The sequence below is a fragment of the Fusobacterium varium genome, assembly GCA_021531615.1.
Classification (GTDB): Bacteria; Fusobacteriota; Fusobacteriia; order Fusobacteriales; family Fusobacteriaceae; genus Fusobacterium_A; species Fusobacterium_A varium_C.
In genome coordinates this window covers 1-17250 of sequence record JADYUE010000048.1, presented here as the reverse complement: position 1 = coordinate 17250, position 17250 = coordinate 1, and the positions used below count along the sequence as shown (strand labels likewise).

At 24.8% G+C, this 17250-nt stretch carries 16 protein-coding genes and 1 pseudogene; 5 read left to right on the top strand and 12 right to left on the bottom strand.

Going from position 1 to position 17250, the window contains the following annotated elements; all coding sequences use genetic code 11:
• The first annotated feature begins 71 nt into the window (after positions 1-71).
• Entirely contained in the window at positions 72-527 is a 456-nt protein-coding gene (locus I6E31_11130) for a hypothetical protein (GenBank protein MCF2640514.1), read from the top strand.
• Positions 528-707: 180 nt separating this feature from the next.
• On the opposite strand, the gene I6E31_11125 is transcribed toward I6E31_11130, so the two are convergent.
• The 11 genes from I6E31_11125 to I6E31_11075 form a co-directional block, all read right to left on the bottom strand.
• Positions 708-1913 (bottom strand): IS256 family transposase, encoded by a 1206-nt coding sequence (locus I6E31_11125; protein MCF2640513.1) that lies wholly within the window; start codon positions 1911-1913, stop codon positions 708-710.
• Between the two features lie 461 nt (positions 1914-2374).
• Complete coding sequence (locus I6E31_11120; protein ID MCF2640512.1) at positions 2375-4108, bottom strand: hypothetical protein; 1734 nt, start codon at positions 4106-4108, stop codon at positions 2375-2377.
• Positions 4109-4119: 11 nt separating this feature from the next.
• The gene (locus I6E31_11115; GenBank protein MCF2640511.1) at positions 4120-6306 is read right to left on the bottom strand and encodes an AAA family ATPase; all 2187 of its coding nucleotides are present in this window, start codon (positions 6304-6306) and stop codon (positions 4120-4122) included.
• Between the two features lie 209 nt (positions 6307-6515).
• Entirely contained in the window at positions 6516-6710 is a 195-nt protein-coding gene (locus I6E31_11110) for a hypothetical protein (protein MCF2640510.1), read from the bottom strand.
• A gap of 123 nt (positions 6711-6833) precedes the next feature.
• On the bottom strand, positions 6834-7055 hold the full coding sequence (locus I6E31_11105; protein MCF2640509.1) for a hypothetical protein: 222 nt from the start codon (positions 7053-7055) through the stop codon (positions 6834-6836).
• 308 nt (positions 7056-7363) lie between these two features.
• Complete coding sequence (locus I6E31_11100) at positions 7364-7714, bottom strand: hypothetical protein (protein MCF2640508.1); 351 nt, start codon at positions 7712-7714, stop codon at positions 7364-7366.
• Positions 7638-8027: a hypothetical protein gene (locus tag I6E31_11095; protein ID MCF2640507.1), complete on the bottom strand. Its 390-nt coding sequence runs from the start codon at positions 8025-8027 to the stop codon at positions 7638-7640. The genes I6E31_11100 and I6E31_11095 overlap by 77 nt, the downstream gene beginning before the upstream one ends.
• Before the next feature lie 328 nt (positions 8028-8355).
• Positions 8356-9234: a hypothetical protein gene (locus I6E31_11090; protein ID MCF2640506.1), complete on the bottom strand. Its 879-nt coding sequence runs from the start codon at positions 9232-9234 to the stop codon at positions 8356-8358.
• Positions 9235-9295: 61 nt separating this feature from the next.
• Positions 9296-9838: a hypothetical protein gene (locus I6E31_11085; protein MCF2640505.1), complete on the bottom strand. Its 543-nt coding sequence runs from the start codon at positions 9836-9838 to the stop codon at positions 9296-9298.
• A 13-nt stretch (positions 9839-9851) separates the two neighbouring features.
• On the bottom strand, positions 9852-11105 hold the full coding sequence (locus I6E31_11080) for an N-6 DNA methylase (protein MCF2640504.1): 1254 nt from the start codon (positions 11103-11105) through the stop codon (positions 9852-9854).
• A 1-nt stretch (position 11106) separates the two neighbouring features.
• On the bottom strand, positions 11107-11676 hold the full coding sequence (locus I6E31_11075; protein MCF2640503.1) for a restriction endonuclease subunit S: 570 nt from the start codon (positions 11674-11676) through the stop codon (positions 11107-11109).
• 232 nt (positions 11677-11908) lie between these two features.
• Here I6E31_11075 and I6E31_11070 point away from each other — a divergent pair, with 232 nt between their 5' ends.
• The 4 genes from I6E31_11070 (at position 11909) to I6E31_11055 (ending at position 15856) form a co-directional block, all read left to right on the top strand.
• Positions 11909-12160, top strand: coding sequence for a hypothetical protein (locus I6E31_11070; GenBank protein ID MCF2640502.1), 252 nt, complete (start codon positions 11909-11911; stop codon positions 12158-12160).
• The gene (locus tag I6E31_11065) at positions 12138-13220 is read left to right on the top strand and encodes a hypothetical protein (protein MCF2640501.1); all 1083 of its coding nucleotides are present in this window, start codon (positions 12138-12140) and stop codon (positions 13218-13220) included. The genes I6E31_11070 and I6E31_11065 overlap by 23 nt, the downstream gene beginning before the upstream one ends.
• Before the next feature lie 81 nt (positions 13221-13301).
• Positions 13302-14306, top strand: a complete 1005-nt coding sequence (locus I6E31_11060; GenBank protein ID MCF2640500.1) for a restriction endonuclease — start codon at positions 13302-13304, stop codon at positions 14304-14306.
• 353 nt (positions 14307-14659) lie between these two features.
• Positions 14660-15856, top strand: coding sequence for an IS256 family transposase (locus I6E31_11055; protein ID MCF2640499.1), 1197 nt, complete (start codon positions 14660-14662; stop codon positions 15854-15856).
• Between the two features lie 119 nt (positions 15857-15975).
• Here the strand turns inward: I6E31_11055 and I6E31_11050 are convergent.
• Positions 15976-17123: pseudogene (locus I6E31_11050) on the bottom strand (IS3 family transposase).
• Between the last annotated feature and the right edge of the window lie 127 nt (positions 17124-17250).

The following is a 17250-nucleotide window of genomic DNA, read 5'->3' as shown; positions in this document are numbered from 1 at the left end:
ATATAATATAGTGACAGATATTTTTTAGCATAAAAAATAAAAAGTTAATAATAAATAAGAAAGGAAAAATTATGGGAAAAAAAATTAAAAGAAATATATATTTTAAGTTTTATGAATATAAAGGTTCTCTTGAAAATCCAAAAAGAAAGGCTATTAGTTCTATTAATATGCCAAAAGAATATAGAAGAACTACTTTTAGAAAGAAAAGAAAAAATAGATATCATAATCTTCTAAATTATGGCTATTCTAAACTTATTGGGAATTTAATTTCTCTTAAACATCATTATGATAAAGAAAAAAGATTACTAAAAAAAGTTGTATTTGAAGAAGAGTGGCTAAATAAATTCAGAGAAAATAAAGAAGAAAAAGCTTTATATTTAATAGAAAGTTTAACTATAATCGAAAATTTAAATAAAGAAGATTTAGATTATAATAACTATTTAGAAGAATTAAAAGAAGAAATAAAAGCATGTTCTTGCATCTCTCAAGAGCAAAAAATATACTTAAAAAAGAAGTACAATATCTAAAAAATTTTATTTAAATAATTCAAAAATACTTTTTAATGCTTCATATTGATTTTGCCCATTTTTTTGAACTTGAGTCTTAAATTTTAATTTATAGCTGAGTAGTTACAATATACTAAATATTTTTTTCTATGTCAAGTGCACTCTCCTAGGAGAGTGCATTTTTCATATAAGTTTAAACTATTATGATAAACGTTCTTCAAACATTATTTGAAGTTCTCCATAAATTTTTCCCCAATTTCTTAATGTTGAAGTCCATTTTTTAGTCGCTTCAAAAGTAGCTAGATACAAAGATTTTAATAAAGATATATCGCTTGGAAAAACACTTCTTTGGCTATTTAAACGACGATATACACTATTGAGACTCTCTATGGCATTAGTTGTATAAATCACTTTTCTTACTTCCATTGAAAACTTAAAGATCGGACTTATTGCATCCCAATTTTTGCTCCAACTTTTCATAGAGTTAGGATATATTTTTTCCCATTTCTCTGTAACTTTTTCTAAATTTTTCAGCGCTATTTGCTCTGATGGAGCTTGATAAATTGTCTTTAAATCATCTGCAAAATGTTTTCTATCTTTGTATGAAGCATATTTTAAAGTGTTACGTACTTGATGAACTATACAACGTTGATATTCTGTTTTAGGAAAAGCTGCAGCAATAGCTTCTTTCATTCCAGATAATCCATCAGCGCAAAGAATTAAAATAACTTTAATTCCTCTGTTTTTTAAATTATTAAATACTCCTAACCAATATTTATATTTACTGCTTTCATTCTCTCCAATTTCAATAGATAAAACATCTTTTTTTCCTTCTTCATTGATACCAAGAATTATATAGGCAGCTTTTTTCTTAATTATTCCATTATCTCTTACAGAAAAATGAATAGCATCAACGAAGATAACAGGATAAATATTAAAAAGAGGTCTTTGCTGCCATTCTTCAATTTTAGGAAGCAATTTATCAGTAATATCAGATACCAGTCCTTCACTTACTTCAAACCCGTAGATATCTTCAATTTGCTCAGAGATTTGGCGTGTAGTCATTCCTTTAGCATACATAGAAATGATTTTATCTTCTATTGCAGAAATATCTTTTTGACGTTTTTTTACAATTTGTGGTTCAAAAGTTCCTTCTCTATCCTGTGGAACTTCAATATCAGCTTCTCCATATTTACTATGAATAGTTTTTACTTTTCTTCCATTACGAGTATTTGTAGTTTCAGAACGTTCATATGGTTCATATCCTAGATGTTGAGTCATTTCAGCTTCAAGCATTTCTTGGATAGTTCCTCCAAGTAAATCTTTTAGTGCATCTTGAATATCTTCAGCATTTTTAATGTCATATTCATTAATTAAAGCAGTGATGATATTTTCTTTTTCCTTCACCTTTTCTCTTTTTTCTTTCCATAAAAAATAGCCTCCTATGATTTTTAATTTTATCATAGAAAGCTATTTAAAGCATTTATTATTTTAATTTTTTCACACCCTCAAGAGAAGTGCCCTTGACATAGAAAAAAATATCTAGTATATTAAATTAATTAGTGATTATTAATAAACATTTAAATAAATAACTTTTATCATAGAAAGTATATATTTTACAGAAATAATTTCATACCCTCACATAAGAAAAAATTCTCCCTCTTTATAAAAAGATAATATTTTTTAAAATTATTCCCACTCTACAAATATAGGTTTTTATACCTTTCTAAGCCTTTAAAATTGGGACTTCTATTTTATAAGAAATTCATTTTTTCATATATTTTATAGAGTTTTTAATTTTTCGCGGTCAATTTGCGGCCAACTATATTTTTTATAAGCTAGGAAAATAGAGAGTTATCAAAAATATTTTAATTTTTTTCTAAGATACTTTTAAATTCTTCTATTAATTTCTCTTCAGCAGAAGCATCAGCAGTAAAAGATATTCCTATAGTATTTACTTTATTCTCAACTTTATTTTCTTCTAAATATGATTTTACAATTTCTTTTCTGCTTCTTCCTATTAATATTATAACAGCTCTATATTCATCTAATCTATTTATTTTTTCTAGAAAATAGGCATACTTATTAATCACACTTTCTTCTGTAGTTTTATCTATAATTTTTTTCCATTTAGCATCTAAAGTATATATATATTCTTTTTCTTCATTATATTTTTTAATTTGAATTATAAAATCTGGATTATAATAATTGTTGTTATTTTTAACTCTTATTAATTTCAATGAATTAGTACTTTTATTATTATAAATAAATGGTTGATAATACAAAGTTACTTTATTCCCTTTTTCATCATAAAGTATAAACGTATTAAATCCACGTGAAATAAAAGTTTTTGCTTTATACAAATATTCATCTTCCTTAACTATTTTAAATCCTAATTCTATAAAAATTTTCTTTAATTTAACCAAACAAAAATATTCATATAAGTCATCAAGAGTATAGAAAGTTGTAAAAATATTATACTTCAAATAAACTTGACCACATATTTCAAACCAATCTATAAATAATTCATAAATTCGTCTGTAATGATGATATGTTTTAAAAATTTGAGTCATAGGTAGTAAAGAATAAAAATTTATTATATCACATTTCATTAATTTACTATATTCAAAATAAAGATATTCTACTTCCTTTTGAAGATTTATAAGTTGATTATAATATAATTGAACGGTTCCTACTATATTGTCCCTATAACAATAGAATTCTTCTTCTTTCTTTACTTTTGCATTTGTTTTAAATTTTGGATCTTCTTTTATTTTTGAAATATTATCATTAATAAAATTTAATATATTTACTAAAAAACTTAAAACCATTTTATTCTCTAATATATTATATTCTATAAAATTATTATTAACTACAACTTTTTTAGGTAAATATGATTTTTTATTAATATCTTTAATAAATGTTTCCTTATTATGAGGTATTAACTCATCAACATTACGGATTATTCCATTTAAAGTTTTAATAGAAATATAATTTGCTTTTTCTAAATCAACCTTTTTTTCTTTTTCTATAATTTTAAATCTCAAATTATTTAAAAAATATGGTTTACACTCTTTATATACCTTTATTATTTGTTCAATTTTAGCTATTATAACTTGTAAGTTTAGATTTCTTTTTGGACTTTTATTGGCATTTATTATCGAATGTTTTACTTCATCTAAAGAAAATTTTTCAAAAGTATCGTAGTTTTCTATAAACTCAATCATTTTTGTAACAAGTTTATTAGAATAATTTTCCAATTTTTCTTCAAATAAAACCTCTATTAAATCTGAAAAAACAAACCTTTCTTCTCCATTTTTATAATAAATTTTAAAAATTAAATAAGAATATCCATAAATACAATTAAAATAATTTTCTCTTTCAGTTTTAAAAATATTAATTTCATCATCATTATCTAATATAGATGTTTCTCCTGATATTATAATATCACATTTTTCTACCATTTCTACTTCTTCAAGTTCCAAATGTAACTCTATTTTATAACTCTTAAAAGAATTAATAAAAATATCTTCAATAACATTATTTTCAAATTTTTCCTTTAATGGAATGGTAAAATTATTAATTTTAGCAAAATAACTCATTTATTACTCCCTTACTTGCAGAAAAAATTAAAATGTTTCATATTATTATTTCCTTTTATTATTATATTCTCTAATAAATATTTTGCTTTAGGTAATTCTTCTCCAATAGTATTTTTTAATTTATTTAAGAATTTTTCATATTCACTTCCATACCCTTCTAAAAGTGGTAATAACTTTTGACTAATTGCATAATCTAGTGCAATATATTTATTTTCTGATATATCAAAATATTTATTACCTATTACACAATAGTTCTTTATCATTTTTAAAACTCTTGGACTAATACTTATTCCTGCTTCTCTCATACAACTTATAACTTTGTTTAAAATTCCAATACTTGTTTTATCTAATTCTAAATTATCTATATTTATAAATTTTTCTAAAATCTCATATTTTATCATTGTTTCTTCAGCTGGGATATTAATATTTATTAAGTTATTGATATCTATTGAACTTATTTCTAATAAAATTATCCATGCTCTATCTATTAATCTAGGAGATAAAACCTCAGTTGTATGGTCATAATTTATAGTAGCTAAGAATCTAAGATTTTTAGGTAAATTATAGATATAATTTTCTCCCATATTTATATTTCTATATTCATTTTCTAAATCACAATTATTCATAAAATCTGCCCAATAATATTCCATTGGGCTTAAGTTAGCTTCATCTAAAGTTATTATAAACGGATATATTTCATTTTTATTTTTTTTCTCTTTATCTAGTAACTCAAATCCATCAAAAACTATTTTATTCATACTATCAAATTTTTGAGAGAGTGGATTATAATAACCAATAAAATCTCTTTTTGAAGTCCATCCTTTTTCAATTGAAACTTCCAAATATCTACTATTCTCTTGTTTGAAAAGACCTAGAGCTTTTCCTAAAATATTACATAAAGAAGTCTTTCCAGTTCCAGGTTCTCCTGCAAATATAGTTAGAAATCCTTGTGATAAACATAAAATTATATTAATAACTTCATTTCTAGATATTTTTCTTTTAGCTGTAGAATTGATAAATTCATATAAAAACTCTATAAAATCTTTTTCATTTATTTCTTTTTCTATAATAGGATAATTTGTTGTTTCCTTCTCATTTATTTTATTTTTTTCTTTTTCATTTGTACCCATTATTTCATCTATAGCTTTTAAAGTAAAATCATCAAATTTTTTCCTAGAATATGCTTCTTTTAATTTTTCTATACTATTATTTAAAAGTTCTTTATATTCAGCTTTATTTTTATCTTCATATTTTGACAATTGTTTTTCTAAATCTTTCTTTTCAGTTTCTAACTCATGTAACTCAAGTATTTTATTCTTATTACTATTTTTTAATTTTTGAACTTCTTCATTCAGTTTCTCTATTTCTGATTCTTTTTCTTGTTTAGTAGTTACTAATTTTTCTATGTTATCTTCTAAATCTCGATATTCTTGAGTTATTTCTTTTAAAGTTTTATTTGAATTTTTTATTTCCTTTTCTAAATTTTCTTTATCTTTATTATATTCATTAACTTCTTTTACTAATACTTCTTTATCTTTAGTAAGTTTTTTAATCTCTTTTGTTAGATTTTCCTTATCTTCTAATAATTTCTCTTCACTTACTACTTTAGATTTAATTATTTTCTTTTTAGAAGTAGTTATTTCTTCTACTTGATTCGTATTAAATTTTGCTGGATATTTTTTTTGTAGCTCTTCAAATAACTCTTCCCTATCTTTTTCTGATTTTAAAATAATATCTATTAATTCTTTTTTTAGACTATTGTAAGCAGAATTTGCTGTAAAAATTTCTTTTATAATCTTTTCTCTCTCTGCTTTATTCACACTAAATAAAGTTTTAGATTTTAATTTTTTATAAACATTATCAATTTCTTTTTGAGTTAAATATTCATTTTCTTTAATTCCTTTAAAATATATTTCTAGCAATTGTTCTGGTGTAATATAATCAACTAATTCATAATTAAGTAGCTCTTCATTATTATATAAAAACTCAAAATCTGTTTCACCATATAAATTATCTACATAAGTTACTTTAGCTATATTTCCTGCTATTTTTTTATACTGATATCTACGAAGTTGTTGTTTATTTGATGCTTCAGAAATAAAACAACATTCTCCATTTTCTTCTTTTGTTTTCAATGGTCCTAAAATATAATTTCCATGTTTGATATAGTTATCTGTTAACATTGGCTTTTTAAACATTGGAACTTTTATTTTTGAGTGACGTAATTCTCCTTCACTAGCATAATTACTACTTAAATCTGTTATTTGATAAAAATAGATTGAAATAGGTTCTAATAGTGCTTGATTTAAAAAACATATATATTTTGCTGTATTCTCGTCTACTGCTCTTGTATTTTCTTCTTTAAATTCATATTTATTACTTAAATCTAAAATGACAAATTTATCTTTTAAAATTTCTTCATTTTTTTATTCTCTTCTTCATAATCTAAGCTACTAATAAGTTTTAAAGTATTATTATTTTGTAAAATAATTTCTTTATCTTCTATTTTCCTTATTTTATTATCTTTTATTTCATATAATACCTTTAAAAAATAAAATGTAGTAACCTTTGTTACAGAAGCTAAATATTTTATATTTTTCATAATTTTTCCTCCAAAATTTACTTTATATTAATAAGTAACTCTTTTACATATTTATCATGCTCTATAATTTGGCTCTTCTTAATATACTTCTTTTGAACTAAGATATCCAATTTATCATAAATCTCAGCTAATCTCTCTATATGAAATTTCTATATCTTCTCTTATTGTCTTTAAAGTATATCCATCTTGAATTGATTTGTCATAATAATAAGTATGGATATAATCTCCAAATACTTTCCAAGAAACTCTTACCTCTTTTAAAAGTAGTGTTCCTGTAAGAGCTATTTTTATTGCATTTTTATCTGTTTCTAATAGGTTAACTAAGAATGAACCTTTTGGATTTATCTTCTATGTGCTTCATTTATGATAAAAACTCTTTATAAATTTGTAGCATATGGTGGTAACTCTATCTTCTCTTTATCCTCTTCAAATTTTTGGATATTAACTACTGTTATCTCATTTTACTTAGATGACTCCTCTAAAGATTTATTTTCTCTAAACTGTTGCATAAGTTCATCTCTTGTATTTGCTGTTTTTTCACTCAATCCCCTAGCTTCAAACTCTTGACTTAACCTTAATATCCAATTTTTTTCTTAGTGCCAGAGAAGTAAATAGTTGTTGATATCTCATTATATGCTTTTTTTCAATAGATTCTATCTTACCATCAACCTTTTTTCAAAATTTACATAAGCTATATCATATTTTAATAAGTATAGTAATCTTTCAGGACTACACATAGAAGTTAATATTCTATTAGTAGGTGTATTTACATCAAGATTAGTTAGATATTCAGGAGCTAAGCGTGATACTTGATTATTAAAATCTGTTAAGATTTTTCTCTCAAGATCTCTATCTATCTCTTTATATGGAAAGCTTTGTAAAAACTCTGGTATTTCTTCATTTCCCTTTATATCTTCTCTAAAATAGTTAAAGAAAGCTTTTTTCTTTGAAACTATACAATAAAAAGCCCCTTGTATTGGAACTATTCTCTCCCATAGCATCATATTCCATGTTATTAGAAAAAATCATAAGTTGAGTTATATTTATGAATCTTCTAAATTTTTTATTAGGAAACCTTTTCTCATTCATTCTATTACTTTCAGCAATAATCCCACCATCATTATTTGATTCTTTTACCTCTACAAATACCAAAGGAAGTCCATTTACAAACAGAGCTATATCTAGTCTAAACTCCTCTTCTTCATTCTTACAAGTAAATTCTGTTGTATAACAAAAACTATTACCTTGGATGTTCTCAAAGTCTATTAATTTAATAGGAGAAACTGAAACTAATCTTTCATAAAAACTCTTCTCTATGTCATCATTATTTAATTATTGAACTATAGTTTTTAAAGTATTATAAAATTTATCTTTATGTTCAGGATTTAATTTTTCAAATTGCTTTTTAAATTCATCTATTAATATATTAGTGGCTGATAATCTATATCAGCCTTAACTTCTGAAATCTTTCATATATATTCTATTCATAACCTATTCTAATTAAATAAACTAAGGCAGGCATTTGGACTCATGTTGCTTCATTAAATTCACTCTTTTTTGTGATAACCCACCCTTGTATAATTCTATTTAACATTATTTTAACATATAAAATTCTTAAAGAAAATACTTACTTAATATTAAAACTCTATTTGCACTTTTTTATACACATTCTATTAAAATCAGTAGTTTTATTTATTACTAAATAAGCCATCAAAACTTCTAGGGTATATTTTTTAGAAAATTTATTATAAGAACAATACATTAGAAAAGATAATAATGACATAAAAATGGTTATAAATATAACTATTTTTAATCCTAATAACTTATTAAAATTATTATTAATTGCTTGGTAAAGAAATAAATATGTTGAAATATTTAATATTAAAGCTATTGTTCTAGAAAATCCATAAAGTGCTACATAATTTTGAATTTTAGGTAAATGAGTTTTACTATTTTCAACAACTTCATGATATAAAATTCTTAAAAAATCAAGTTTTTTATTATGACAAAAACTATATATTCCATATTTTTCTTGTAGATTTTTACAAATACATTTTCTAATTGTACATTGTAATTCTCCATCTAAAGAATTACTAACTATTTTACTCATTTTTAGGGGACTATGTGAGAAAATTAAATCTAATAAAGCTATAGGTAAAAGAAATATAAAATTTAAAATTCTTGCTGGTATTCTAAACAATCTGTTTTTTTCTGTTTGAAAATATGCCTTTTTCTTATATCCTAATAAATAACCTACTGGATATCCAAGAGTCCAAATCGAATATCTTTCTACTGTTATTGCAGATAAAAAACTTAAAATGTGTCCTAAAATATACATTAAAATTATCAGTATAAATATTTTATCTACATCTAGATTTTTTACTAATTCTAATATTTTTTTTATATTTAATTCTAATTTTTTTGATACTTCTATATTAAATATTATTCCTATCATTAACATTAAAAAAGAACCTGGAATAAGGTAGCCTAAAAAATCATAAAAAGAAAACATTTTATTTTCCACAATTTATTCACTCTCCCATATTTTTCTAATAATTTTTATTAAAACTTTCTAAATAACTCTTTTATACTTTAATTTCATTCTCTATACTTTCATCTTTCTTCCCATTAACTAATCTGTTTTCTAAGTCATTAATTCTCCGTCTTAAATCCCTTTTCATTTCAAAAGTTTTTAACTCATCCTCTTTTGGCTTAATTTTTTTCTCTTTTTTAGCTATTTCTGTTACCTCTTTTTTAACTTTTCTTTTATTTTCAAGTTCCTCTAACTCTCTTCTAATACTTTCTTCTGCTGATATTCTAGCTGTTACTTTTACTTTATTATTTATAGGTTGCTCTATATCAGTTTTAATCAAGGTACTATTTATAAATCTTCTTAATTTCTTAAAAAGCTCTACTTTCCTTCCTTGATAATTTATAGATACATCCTCATAGATTTCAACAATATCATCATAGTCATAATCTTCGAAATAATCTTTCAGTGTTTGGAAGGATATATGACTAGCTACAAAATCATCATGTAAAACCTTGTATATCCTCCAAATAATATTTTCTTTTTTATTGTATATTCCAATTTTAGTGCTTCCACCTAAATAATAATTTTTCCCCATTTTTACCCCTTTTCTAGTTTTGCATTAATTTTTCTAATATTAAGTCGCTTTCTTTTTTAAACTCTTCTACCCTATTCCAAGTTTCTTTTATTTCTTTTAATAAATTTGTAGAATTAATTTGCTCAACTTTTACTTCTATATATCTTCCTACATTTAATACTCCATCATTTTCAAGTATTTCCTTTACAGATACTATTTTAGATATCCCTTCTATTTCCTCAAAGTTATTATATATATCAATTATTCTTTCTAAAGTTTTATCTTCTATAACTACACCACCTCTTACTTTCTTAAAAAAGTCTTTAGTAGCATCAAGCATAAAAACCTTATCTACAACTTTATCTTTTCTTAGAAATACTATACTTATAGGTATTCCTGTAAAGTTCATTATATTATTGGGTAAAGATATAATTCCTTCTATGTATCCCTCTTCTATTATTTTTTTTCTTACTTCGCCCTCTGCTCCTCCTCTAAATAAAGCTCCTTGTGGTAAAACTAAAGCTCCTCTACTTTTCATCTTACTTAGAGCTAAAGAAATAAAGTGTGTATCTGATGCCCTTAGAGGGTTTCCCCATTGTAAATATTCTTTATCTTCATTTGATGAAATATTCAATACAAAAGGTGGATTAGAAACCACCACATCAGCTTCATCAATTTTATCTTTTAATGCATCTCCTAATTTAATTTCTCCTTCTTTATTAGCTATTTCTAGCATTAATTGAGCTATTTCTCTACAAAAAGCATCTATCTCCATTCCATAAACACTTTTATTAGCAACTTGAATAGCTAAACTTCCTTTTCCAAAAGCAAAATCTAGAAAACTTTCTTCTTTTTTTACTTTTAAAATATCTCTTATAATAATATTGATTTCTTTAGGAGTTGTATCATTTATTGATTTAATACTATCTATTTTATCTATTATTTTTAAAGAAATATCCTTATACAACCCTCTAGCTAAATCTTGACTGTATATTTTTTTAAAAGTGAAAAATTCTTTAAAATCCTCATTAGAAAATTGTTCAATAAAGGATTTATATTCTTTCAAAAATTGATGAGACTCACATATACTTTCTAAATATCTTTCAATACACTTTTTATCTTCCTTCTCATAGAAATCAATTTTTTCTAAATTTTTTACTAGATAATAGGGTTCCCTTAAAAAATTTTGCTCTTCTTTTAAACTAATATAAAATTCTCCTAACTGTTGAATAATGATTAATGCTTTTTCTACATTTTCACTAAAACCATATCTTCTTAAAATTTGCATATTAACAATCCCCCTTATATTTCTCTGTAACAACAGCTTCTATTAATTCTTCTTTCATCTCCAAATATTTTAGAGTATTTTCTTTTTCCTTCTCAAAAGCTAATATCATTTTTACTATTTCTTTTTGTTCTTCTAATGATGGTAGATTTATTTCTAAATCAGTAATAGTATTCTTTCTAACTAATTTAATGATAGCTCCTGACGTATTTTTCTCAAAATAGTCAGATAAAGTTTTTGTTTTTAATAACCATTGAAGATATTTAGGATTTATTACATCAGTATCAACTCTTAAAATTAAGTATGAGTTACTAGGTAACAAATTTTCCACAGTTTTAGTTATCAAAATAGATTCAAACTTTGTTCCTTTAACTTGGAATAAAATATCATTTTCCTTTAGAAAATACTTTTCTTCAACTTGTTTTTTTAAGTTAATTTCTCCATATTCAAATGTTATTACTTTACTATCAACTATATTTGCTGGAAATATTACCTTATATTCAGTTTCTTGCTCACTCTTTTTTACAGGAATAGGATTTATCACCTCTACATATTCTCCCAATTTTATTTTCATAACTATATCACCTCTAACTTTTAATTTACTCTTTTATAAAAAACAGTTAATCATTAACTCTTAATATAAAGATACAACAATTTTTAAAAAAAGTCAATGGTTTTTTATAAAAAAAATACAGTTTTTTATTTACTGTAATATTTAAAGAAGATAGTTTTAATATTTATTGAGGTACTTTCTTTTTTTATGTTATAATCAAAATATATAAAATATAGATAAGGAAAGTGATTAAATGAAATATATCGAGTTTTATAGATTTTTAGAAAATAACACAAAAGAAAAATTAGAATTGACCTATGAAGATATTGAAAAAATTATAGGTAAAAAACTACATCCTTCAGCATATGAACATCAAGCTTATTTTTCAAATAGTCTTAGTCATCCTATTTCTAAAATTTGGCTTGAATTAGGTTATATTTGGAAAATATTTAATATTAGAAAAAGTAAAGGAGAAAGAAGTAATGAATATTTCAAAACTAGATAGAGCAATTAAAAATTTCTTAGAGAAAAGGAAAACTAACAAAACTTATTATGAAGAAAACTGGAATGAACGTAAGGAGCGTAAAGAGTTCTACCAAACTTTTACAAAAGAAAAAATATTATCTATGTCAGAGGAAACTTTCTTTGAATATATAGGTAAGCTATGGTCTATGCTAATATGGGGAAATAAGCAGTATGTAATCAATAAATTAATAGAGGATAATGGATTTGATAAATTAAAGAGAGAACTTGTAGAATTTCTATATGGAAAAGAGTCTTTAGAAAAACGTTGGGATACCTTCCTAAAATCTGTAAAAGGATTAGGTCCAGCTACTATGAGTGAATTACTTACTTATATAAATCCTCAAGAGTATGTTATCTTCAATAAAACTACTATTCTTTGCTTTACATATTTAGATATTCCTAATATGCCTAAATATAATTATCAATATACAGGGAAAAAATATGTAGAGGTTTGTAAGATATCTAAAAAAATATCTGAAGAATTAAAGAAAATAGGAGAAGAAGACTATGATTTATTAGCAGTTGATTACTTCTTATGGGATGAAGTTTTACCTTATGCTGAATCTAAAGAGGATATACCAACTACTAAAAAAGAAATAGAATTAAAAAATATCTCTAATACTGAATCAAAATCATTGCATGATGAAATAAAAGAAAAACTTGAAACAATAGGAAAATTACTAGGGTTTGAAAGTCGTTCAGAAGTTAAAATAACTACTGGAGCAATAGTAGATGTTGTATGGGAAGCTAGAATAGGAAATATGGGAAAAGCTATCTATGTTTTTGAAGTTCAATCTAAAGGCTCAATAGATAGCCTTATACTTAATCTTAGAAAAGCCCAAAGTAATCCAGCTGTTCAAGCTGTTGTAGCTGTTTCTGATGAAAGTCAACTATCTAAAATAATTAAAGAAAGTACTGGAGTAATTGAGGAAAAATCACTTCGTACTTGGGATATAGAAGATGTCATAAAAGTATATGATTCTCTTGTTCGTGCTCATGAGTCTATTAATAAACTATCTTTAGTACCTGAAAGTTTTTAAAAAATTTAACTGAAAAATCATTTCTCAAACGTTTAAGGAAACATAGCCAATATAATTTAAAAATAACAGGAGGATTTTATTATGAGTATATTTGCTTTAAAAGTTTCAGAGGATATGAGAGTTCCTATCTTCACATCACTAAAAGGAGAGGGAATAGCACGTTTTACTTGGTCTTATGTAGAGGAAGGTAATCTTTTAACTATCAAGGAACAAATCGAAAATCAAGGTTGGAATAGCTTAAGTGATGATCAAAAAGAGTGTTGGAAAGCTAATTTTATGCTAAATATTCAACCTAATGACTATATTGTATATATCAATGTTCCTAGCTATGGAGAGTGTACTATTGCTCAAGTTACTAGTGAGTATTTCTGGGGTTGGGATAGCTATAAGATGGACGGAAGCCACTGTTTACATATTGATAAAGATTCTATCCAAGTATTCAACAGAAATGATGAAGGAATACCTTCTAATTTATCTAGAAGATTCAAACTTCAAGGAAAATATTGGAAAATTTATTTAGAAACTGAATTTACCAAACTGGTTGAGGACTTAAAAGAAGGGCGTTTAAGTGGAAAAAATGCTACTCCTGAAAGTAGATTAACCAATTGTATTAATTCTAATGTTAAGCCTTATTTAGCTAAAATTTGTGAAGAACTACAAAAATTCCATACTGGAAAACACTTAGAAGAGTTAATTGCAAGTATTCTAAAAACTATTCCTAACGTTAAAAATGTACAAATCAAATCAGGTGCTTCAGATAAAGGTGGAGATATCATATTTGAGTATGAAAATGAATTAGGAAATATTTTAGGATTTCAAAAAGTTGAAAAAGTAGCTATTCAAGTAAAATCATATGAAGGTACTATATCTAATTCTAGAGCTATAGAAGATTTAAGAAATGTATTTAATCATGATAATGAGATTACTACTGGTATTATTATGACTACAGCAACAGTAGTAGATGATAATTTTGATAAAAAATTAACAGATTTAGAAAGAGAATTTCCTGGAAAAAATGTTTCCATTATCCATGGAAGTGATTTTGCTAGTTGGATTCTAAAATATGGATATAGTAAGGAAATTTAGAAAGATTATTGATTTACTTTATATTTTATAAACCTCATTATTAATATAGTATTTAAATATCTAGTATACAATAAATTGGTTCTTTCCAAAGTTGATTGAAATTATAAACAAATAGTTATTATAACTTAGTAGTTCTTTAGATAAAATCAGACTTTTTAACTAAAAGTAAAGAGAACAAAAATAACTCACAAATATAATATATATAAAAAAGAGGAGTTGTTTTAAAACTTCGAGGGTATGAAGAAAAATCTGTAAATTAAAATAATAAATGCTTTAAATAGCTTTCTATGATAAAATTAAATTCATAGGAGGCTATTTTTATGGAAAGAAAAAGAAAAAATGGAATTAATCTTATTGAAGGAAAAAGAAATATCATCAATGCTTTAATTAACGAATATGATATTAAAACTGCTGAAGATATACAAGATGCTTTAAAAGATTTGCTTGGTGTAACTATTCAAGAAATGCTTGAAGCTGAAATGACTCAACATCTTGGGTATGATCTTTATGAACGTTCTGAGTCTACTAATGCTCGTAATGGGAGAAAAAAAATCATTCTTAGTAAATATGGTGATACTGAAATTGAAGTTCCTCAAGATAGAGAAGGAACTTTTGAACCACAAATTGTAAAAAAACGTCAAAAAGATATTTCTGACATAGAAGATAAGATAATTTCTATGTATGCTAAAGGAATGACTACGCGCCAAATTTCTGAGCAAGTTGAAGATATTTACGGCTTTGAAGCAAGTGAAGGGCTAGTTTCTAATATTACTGATAAATTACTTCCTAAAATTAAAGAATGGCAACAAAGACCACTTTCTAGCATTTATCCAATTGTATTTGTTGATGCGATTCATTTTTCAGTGAGAGATAATGGAATAATTAAGAAAAAAGCTGCATATATAATTCTTGGCATTAATGAAGAAGGAAAAAAAGATGTTTTAACTATTGAAATAGGAGAAAATGAAAGTAGTAAATATTGGCTAGGAGTATTTAATAACTTAAAAAATAGAGGAGTTAAAGACATTTTAATTCTTTGTGCAGATGGATTATCTGGAATGAAAGAAGCTATCTCTGTAGCTTTTCCAAAGACTGAATACCAACGTTGTATAGTACATCAAGTACGTAATACTTTAAAATATGTTAATTACAAAGATAAAAAGAAATTTGCAGAAGATTTGAAGAGTATTTATCAAGCTCCATCAGAACAAATAGCACTTAAAAACTTAGAAGAAGTTACGGAAAAATGGGAAAAAGTATATCCAAATTCAATGAAAAGTTGGAGTAAAAACTGGGATGCAATAAGTCCAATTTTCAAATTTTCAATGGAGGTAAGAAAAGTAATTTATACAACTAATGCTATAGAAAGTTTAAATAGTGTATATCGTCGTTTAAATAGCCAAAGAAGTGTTTTTCCAAGTGATACAGCACTATTAAAGGCTTTGTATTTAGCAACTTTTGAAGCGACTAAAAAATGGACATCAGCATTAAGAAATTGGGGAAAAATTTATGGAGAGCTTCAAATAATGTTTGAAGAGCGTTTATCTTAAAATTTGAATTCATATGAAAAGAACACTCTCTTAAGTGTAGTGAACCCATTTTCTTAGACACATATTTTAATTGTTGATTGGATTTGTCGATATTTTTTAGACACTAAGTTAAGTGAAAATTATGAATTTTGTTTTTCATATTGAATTGGAGATAAAAAATTTAAAGAAGAATGCATTCTTTTGACATTATAATAAAGTTCAATATATTTAAAGAGTTCTTTTTGAGCTTGTTCAGGAGTTTCAAATTTTGAACCTTGAATAAGCTCTCTTTTTAATGTCCTATAGAAAGATTCCATCAAAGCATTATCATAAGGATTACCTTTTCTACTTTGGCTGTGAATAGCTTTTTTAGACTTTAAAAGCATTCTAAAATTTTTACTAGTAAATTGACTTCCTTGATCTGTATGAACAACTAAACCAGAATTAGGATGTTCCTTACCATAAGCTTGATTAAATGCAGAAATAACTAAATGTTCTTTCATTTTAGTATCCATTGCCCAACCTACTACTTTTCTAGAAAAAATATCAATAAAAACTGCTAAATATAGTGTTTTCTTCTTAGTTGGAATATATGTTATATCTGCTACCCAAATTTTATTTTTGGCATCAGCTTTAAATATCTGATTTAATAAATTTGGACATTCTTCTTTCGAATATTTTTTAGAATAATTTTTGTATCTGTAACGAGTTCCATAAGGAATTAAAGCCATCAAACGCATCAAGCGAGTTACTCTTTTTCTATTTACTTTAATTCCTTTTAATTCTAAAGTTTTAACTATTCTTAAAGAACCATATCTTCCTTTATGTTCCAAAAATATTTTTTTAATTTCTTCGCTTAATATTTTATTTTCTATTTCTCTTGCAGAAGGTTTTCTTTTTAGATATTTATAGTATCCTGAACGAGATACATTTAAAGTTTTACAAGCCTTCTTGATATTTAAAGAACGAGCATTTTCTTTTATGTATTTGAATCTTATATATTCTTTTTCTTCAAGAAGGCACGGAATTTTTTTAATAATTCCAATTCCTTTTTCAACTCTAAGTTTTCTTTTTTTAGTTTTTTAATTTCAAATTGATATGAATAAAGTGCAGTTCCTCGTCCAGGAAATGCACTTTCTCCATGTTCTTCATATTCATTAACCCAACGATACAAAGTATTTTAATGTATTTCTAATTCTTTTGCTACAACAGAAACAGGAACCTCTTCTTCCAATATTAACTTAACTGCTGCTATCTTAAACTGTTTATCATAGGACTTTCTTTTCATAAAGCACCACCTTTCATTAAATTCTCTTAACTTAGTGTCTACTTTATTATACCATTTCCAACTTTTTCAAGTTTAGTATGAGCAGTTTTTAGGGTATTGTATATTGTTCCTTCACTTATTTTAAGAT

What these genes read in the sequence shown, in the direction of transcription:
- I6E31_11100 (MCF2640508.1), bottom strand. Translation starts at nt 7,714, where the DNA reads ATGATGCTATGGGAGAGAATAGTTCCAATACAAGGGGCTTTTTATTGT.
- I6E31_11115 (MCF2640511.1), bottom strand. Translation starts at nt 6,306, where the DNA reads ATGTTTAAAAAGCCAATGTTAACAGATAACTATATCAAACATGGAAAT.
- I6E31_11080 (MCF2640504.1), bottom strand. Translation starts at nt 11,105, where the DNA reads ATGCAAATTTTAAGAAGATATGGTTTTAGTGAAAATGTAGAAAAAGCA.
- I6E31_11065 (MCF2640501.1), top strand. Translation starts at nt 12,138, where the DNA reads ATGAATATTTCAAAACTAGATAGAGCAATTAAAAATTTCTTAGAGAAA.
- I6E31_11060 (MCF2640500.1), top strand. Translation starts at nt 13,302, where the DNA reads ATGAGTATATTTGCTTTAAAAGTTTCAGAGGATATGAGAGTTCCTATC.
- I6E31_11070 (MCF2640502.1), top strand. Translation starts at nt 11,909, where the DNA reads ATGAAATATATCGAGTTTTATAGATTTTTAGAAAATAACACAAAAGAA.
- I6E31_11120 (MCF2640512.1), bottom strand. Translation starts at nt 4,108, where the DNA reads ATGAGTTATTTTGCTAAAATTAATAATTTTACCATTCCATTAAAGGAA.
- I6E31_11110 (MCF2640510.1), bottom strand. Translation starts at nt 6,710, where the DNA reads ATGAAAAATATAAAATATTTAGCTTCTGTAACAAAGGTTACTACATTT.
- I6E31_11075 (MCF2640503.1), bottom strand. Translation starts at nt 11,676, where the DNA reads ATGAAAATAAAATTGGGAGAATATGTAGAGGTGATAAATCCTATTCCT.
- I6E31_11085 (MCF2640505.1), bottom strand. Translation starts at nt 9,838, where the DNA reads ATGGGGAAAAATTATTATTTAGGTGGAAGCACTAAAATTGGAATATAC.
- I6E31_11130 (MCF2640514.1), top strand. Translation starts at nt 72, where the DNA reads ATGGGAAAAAAAATTAAAAGAAATATATATTTTAAGTTTTATGAATAT.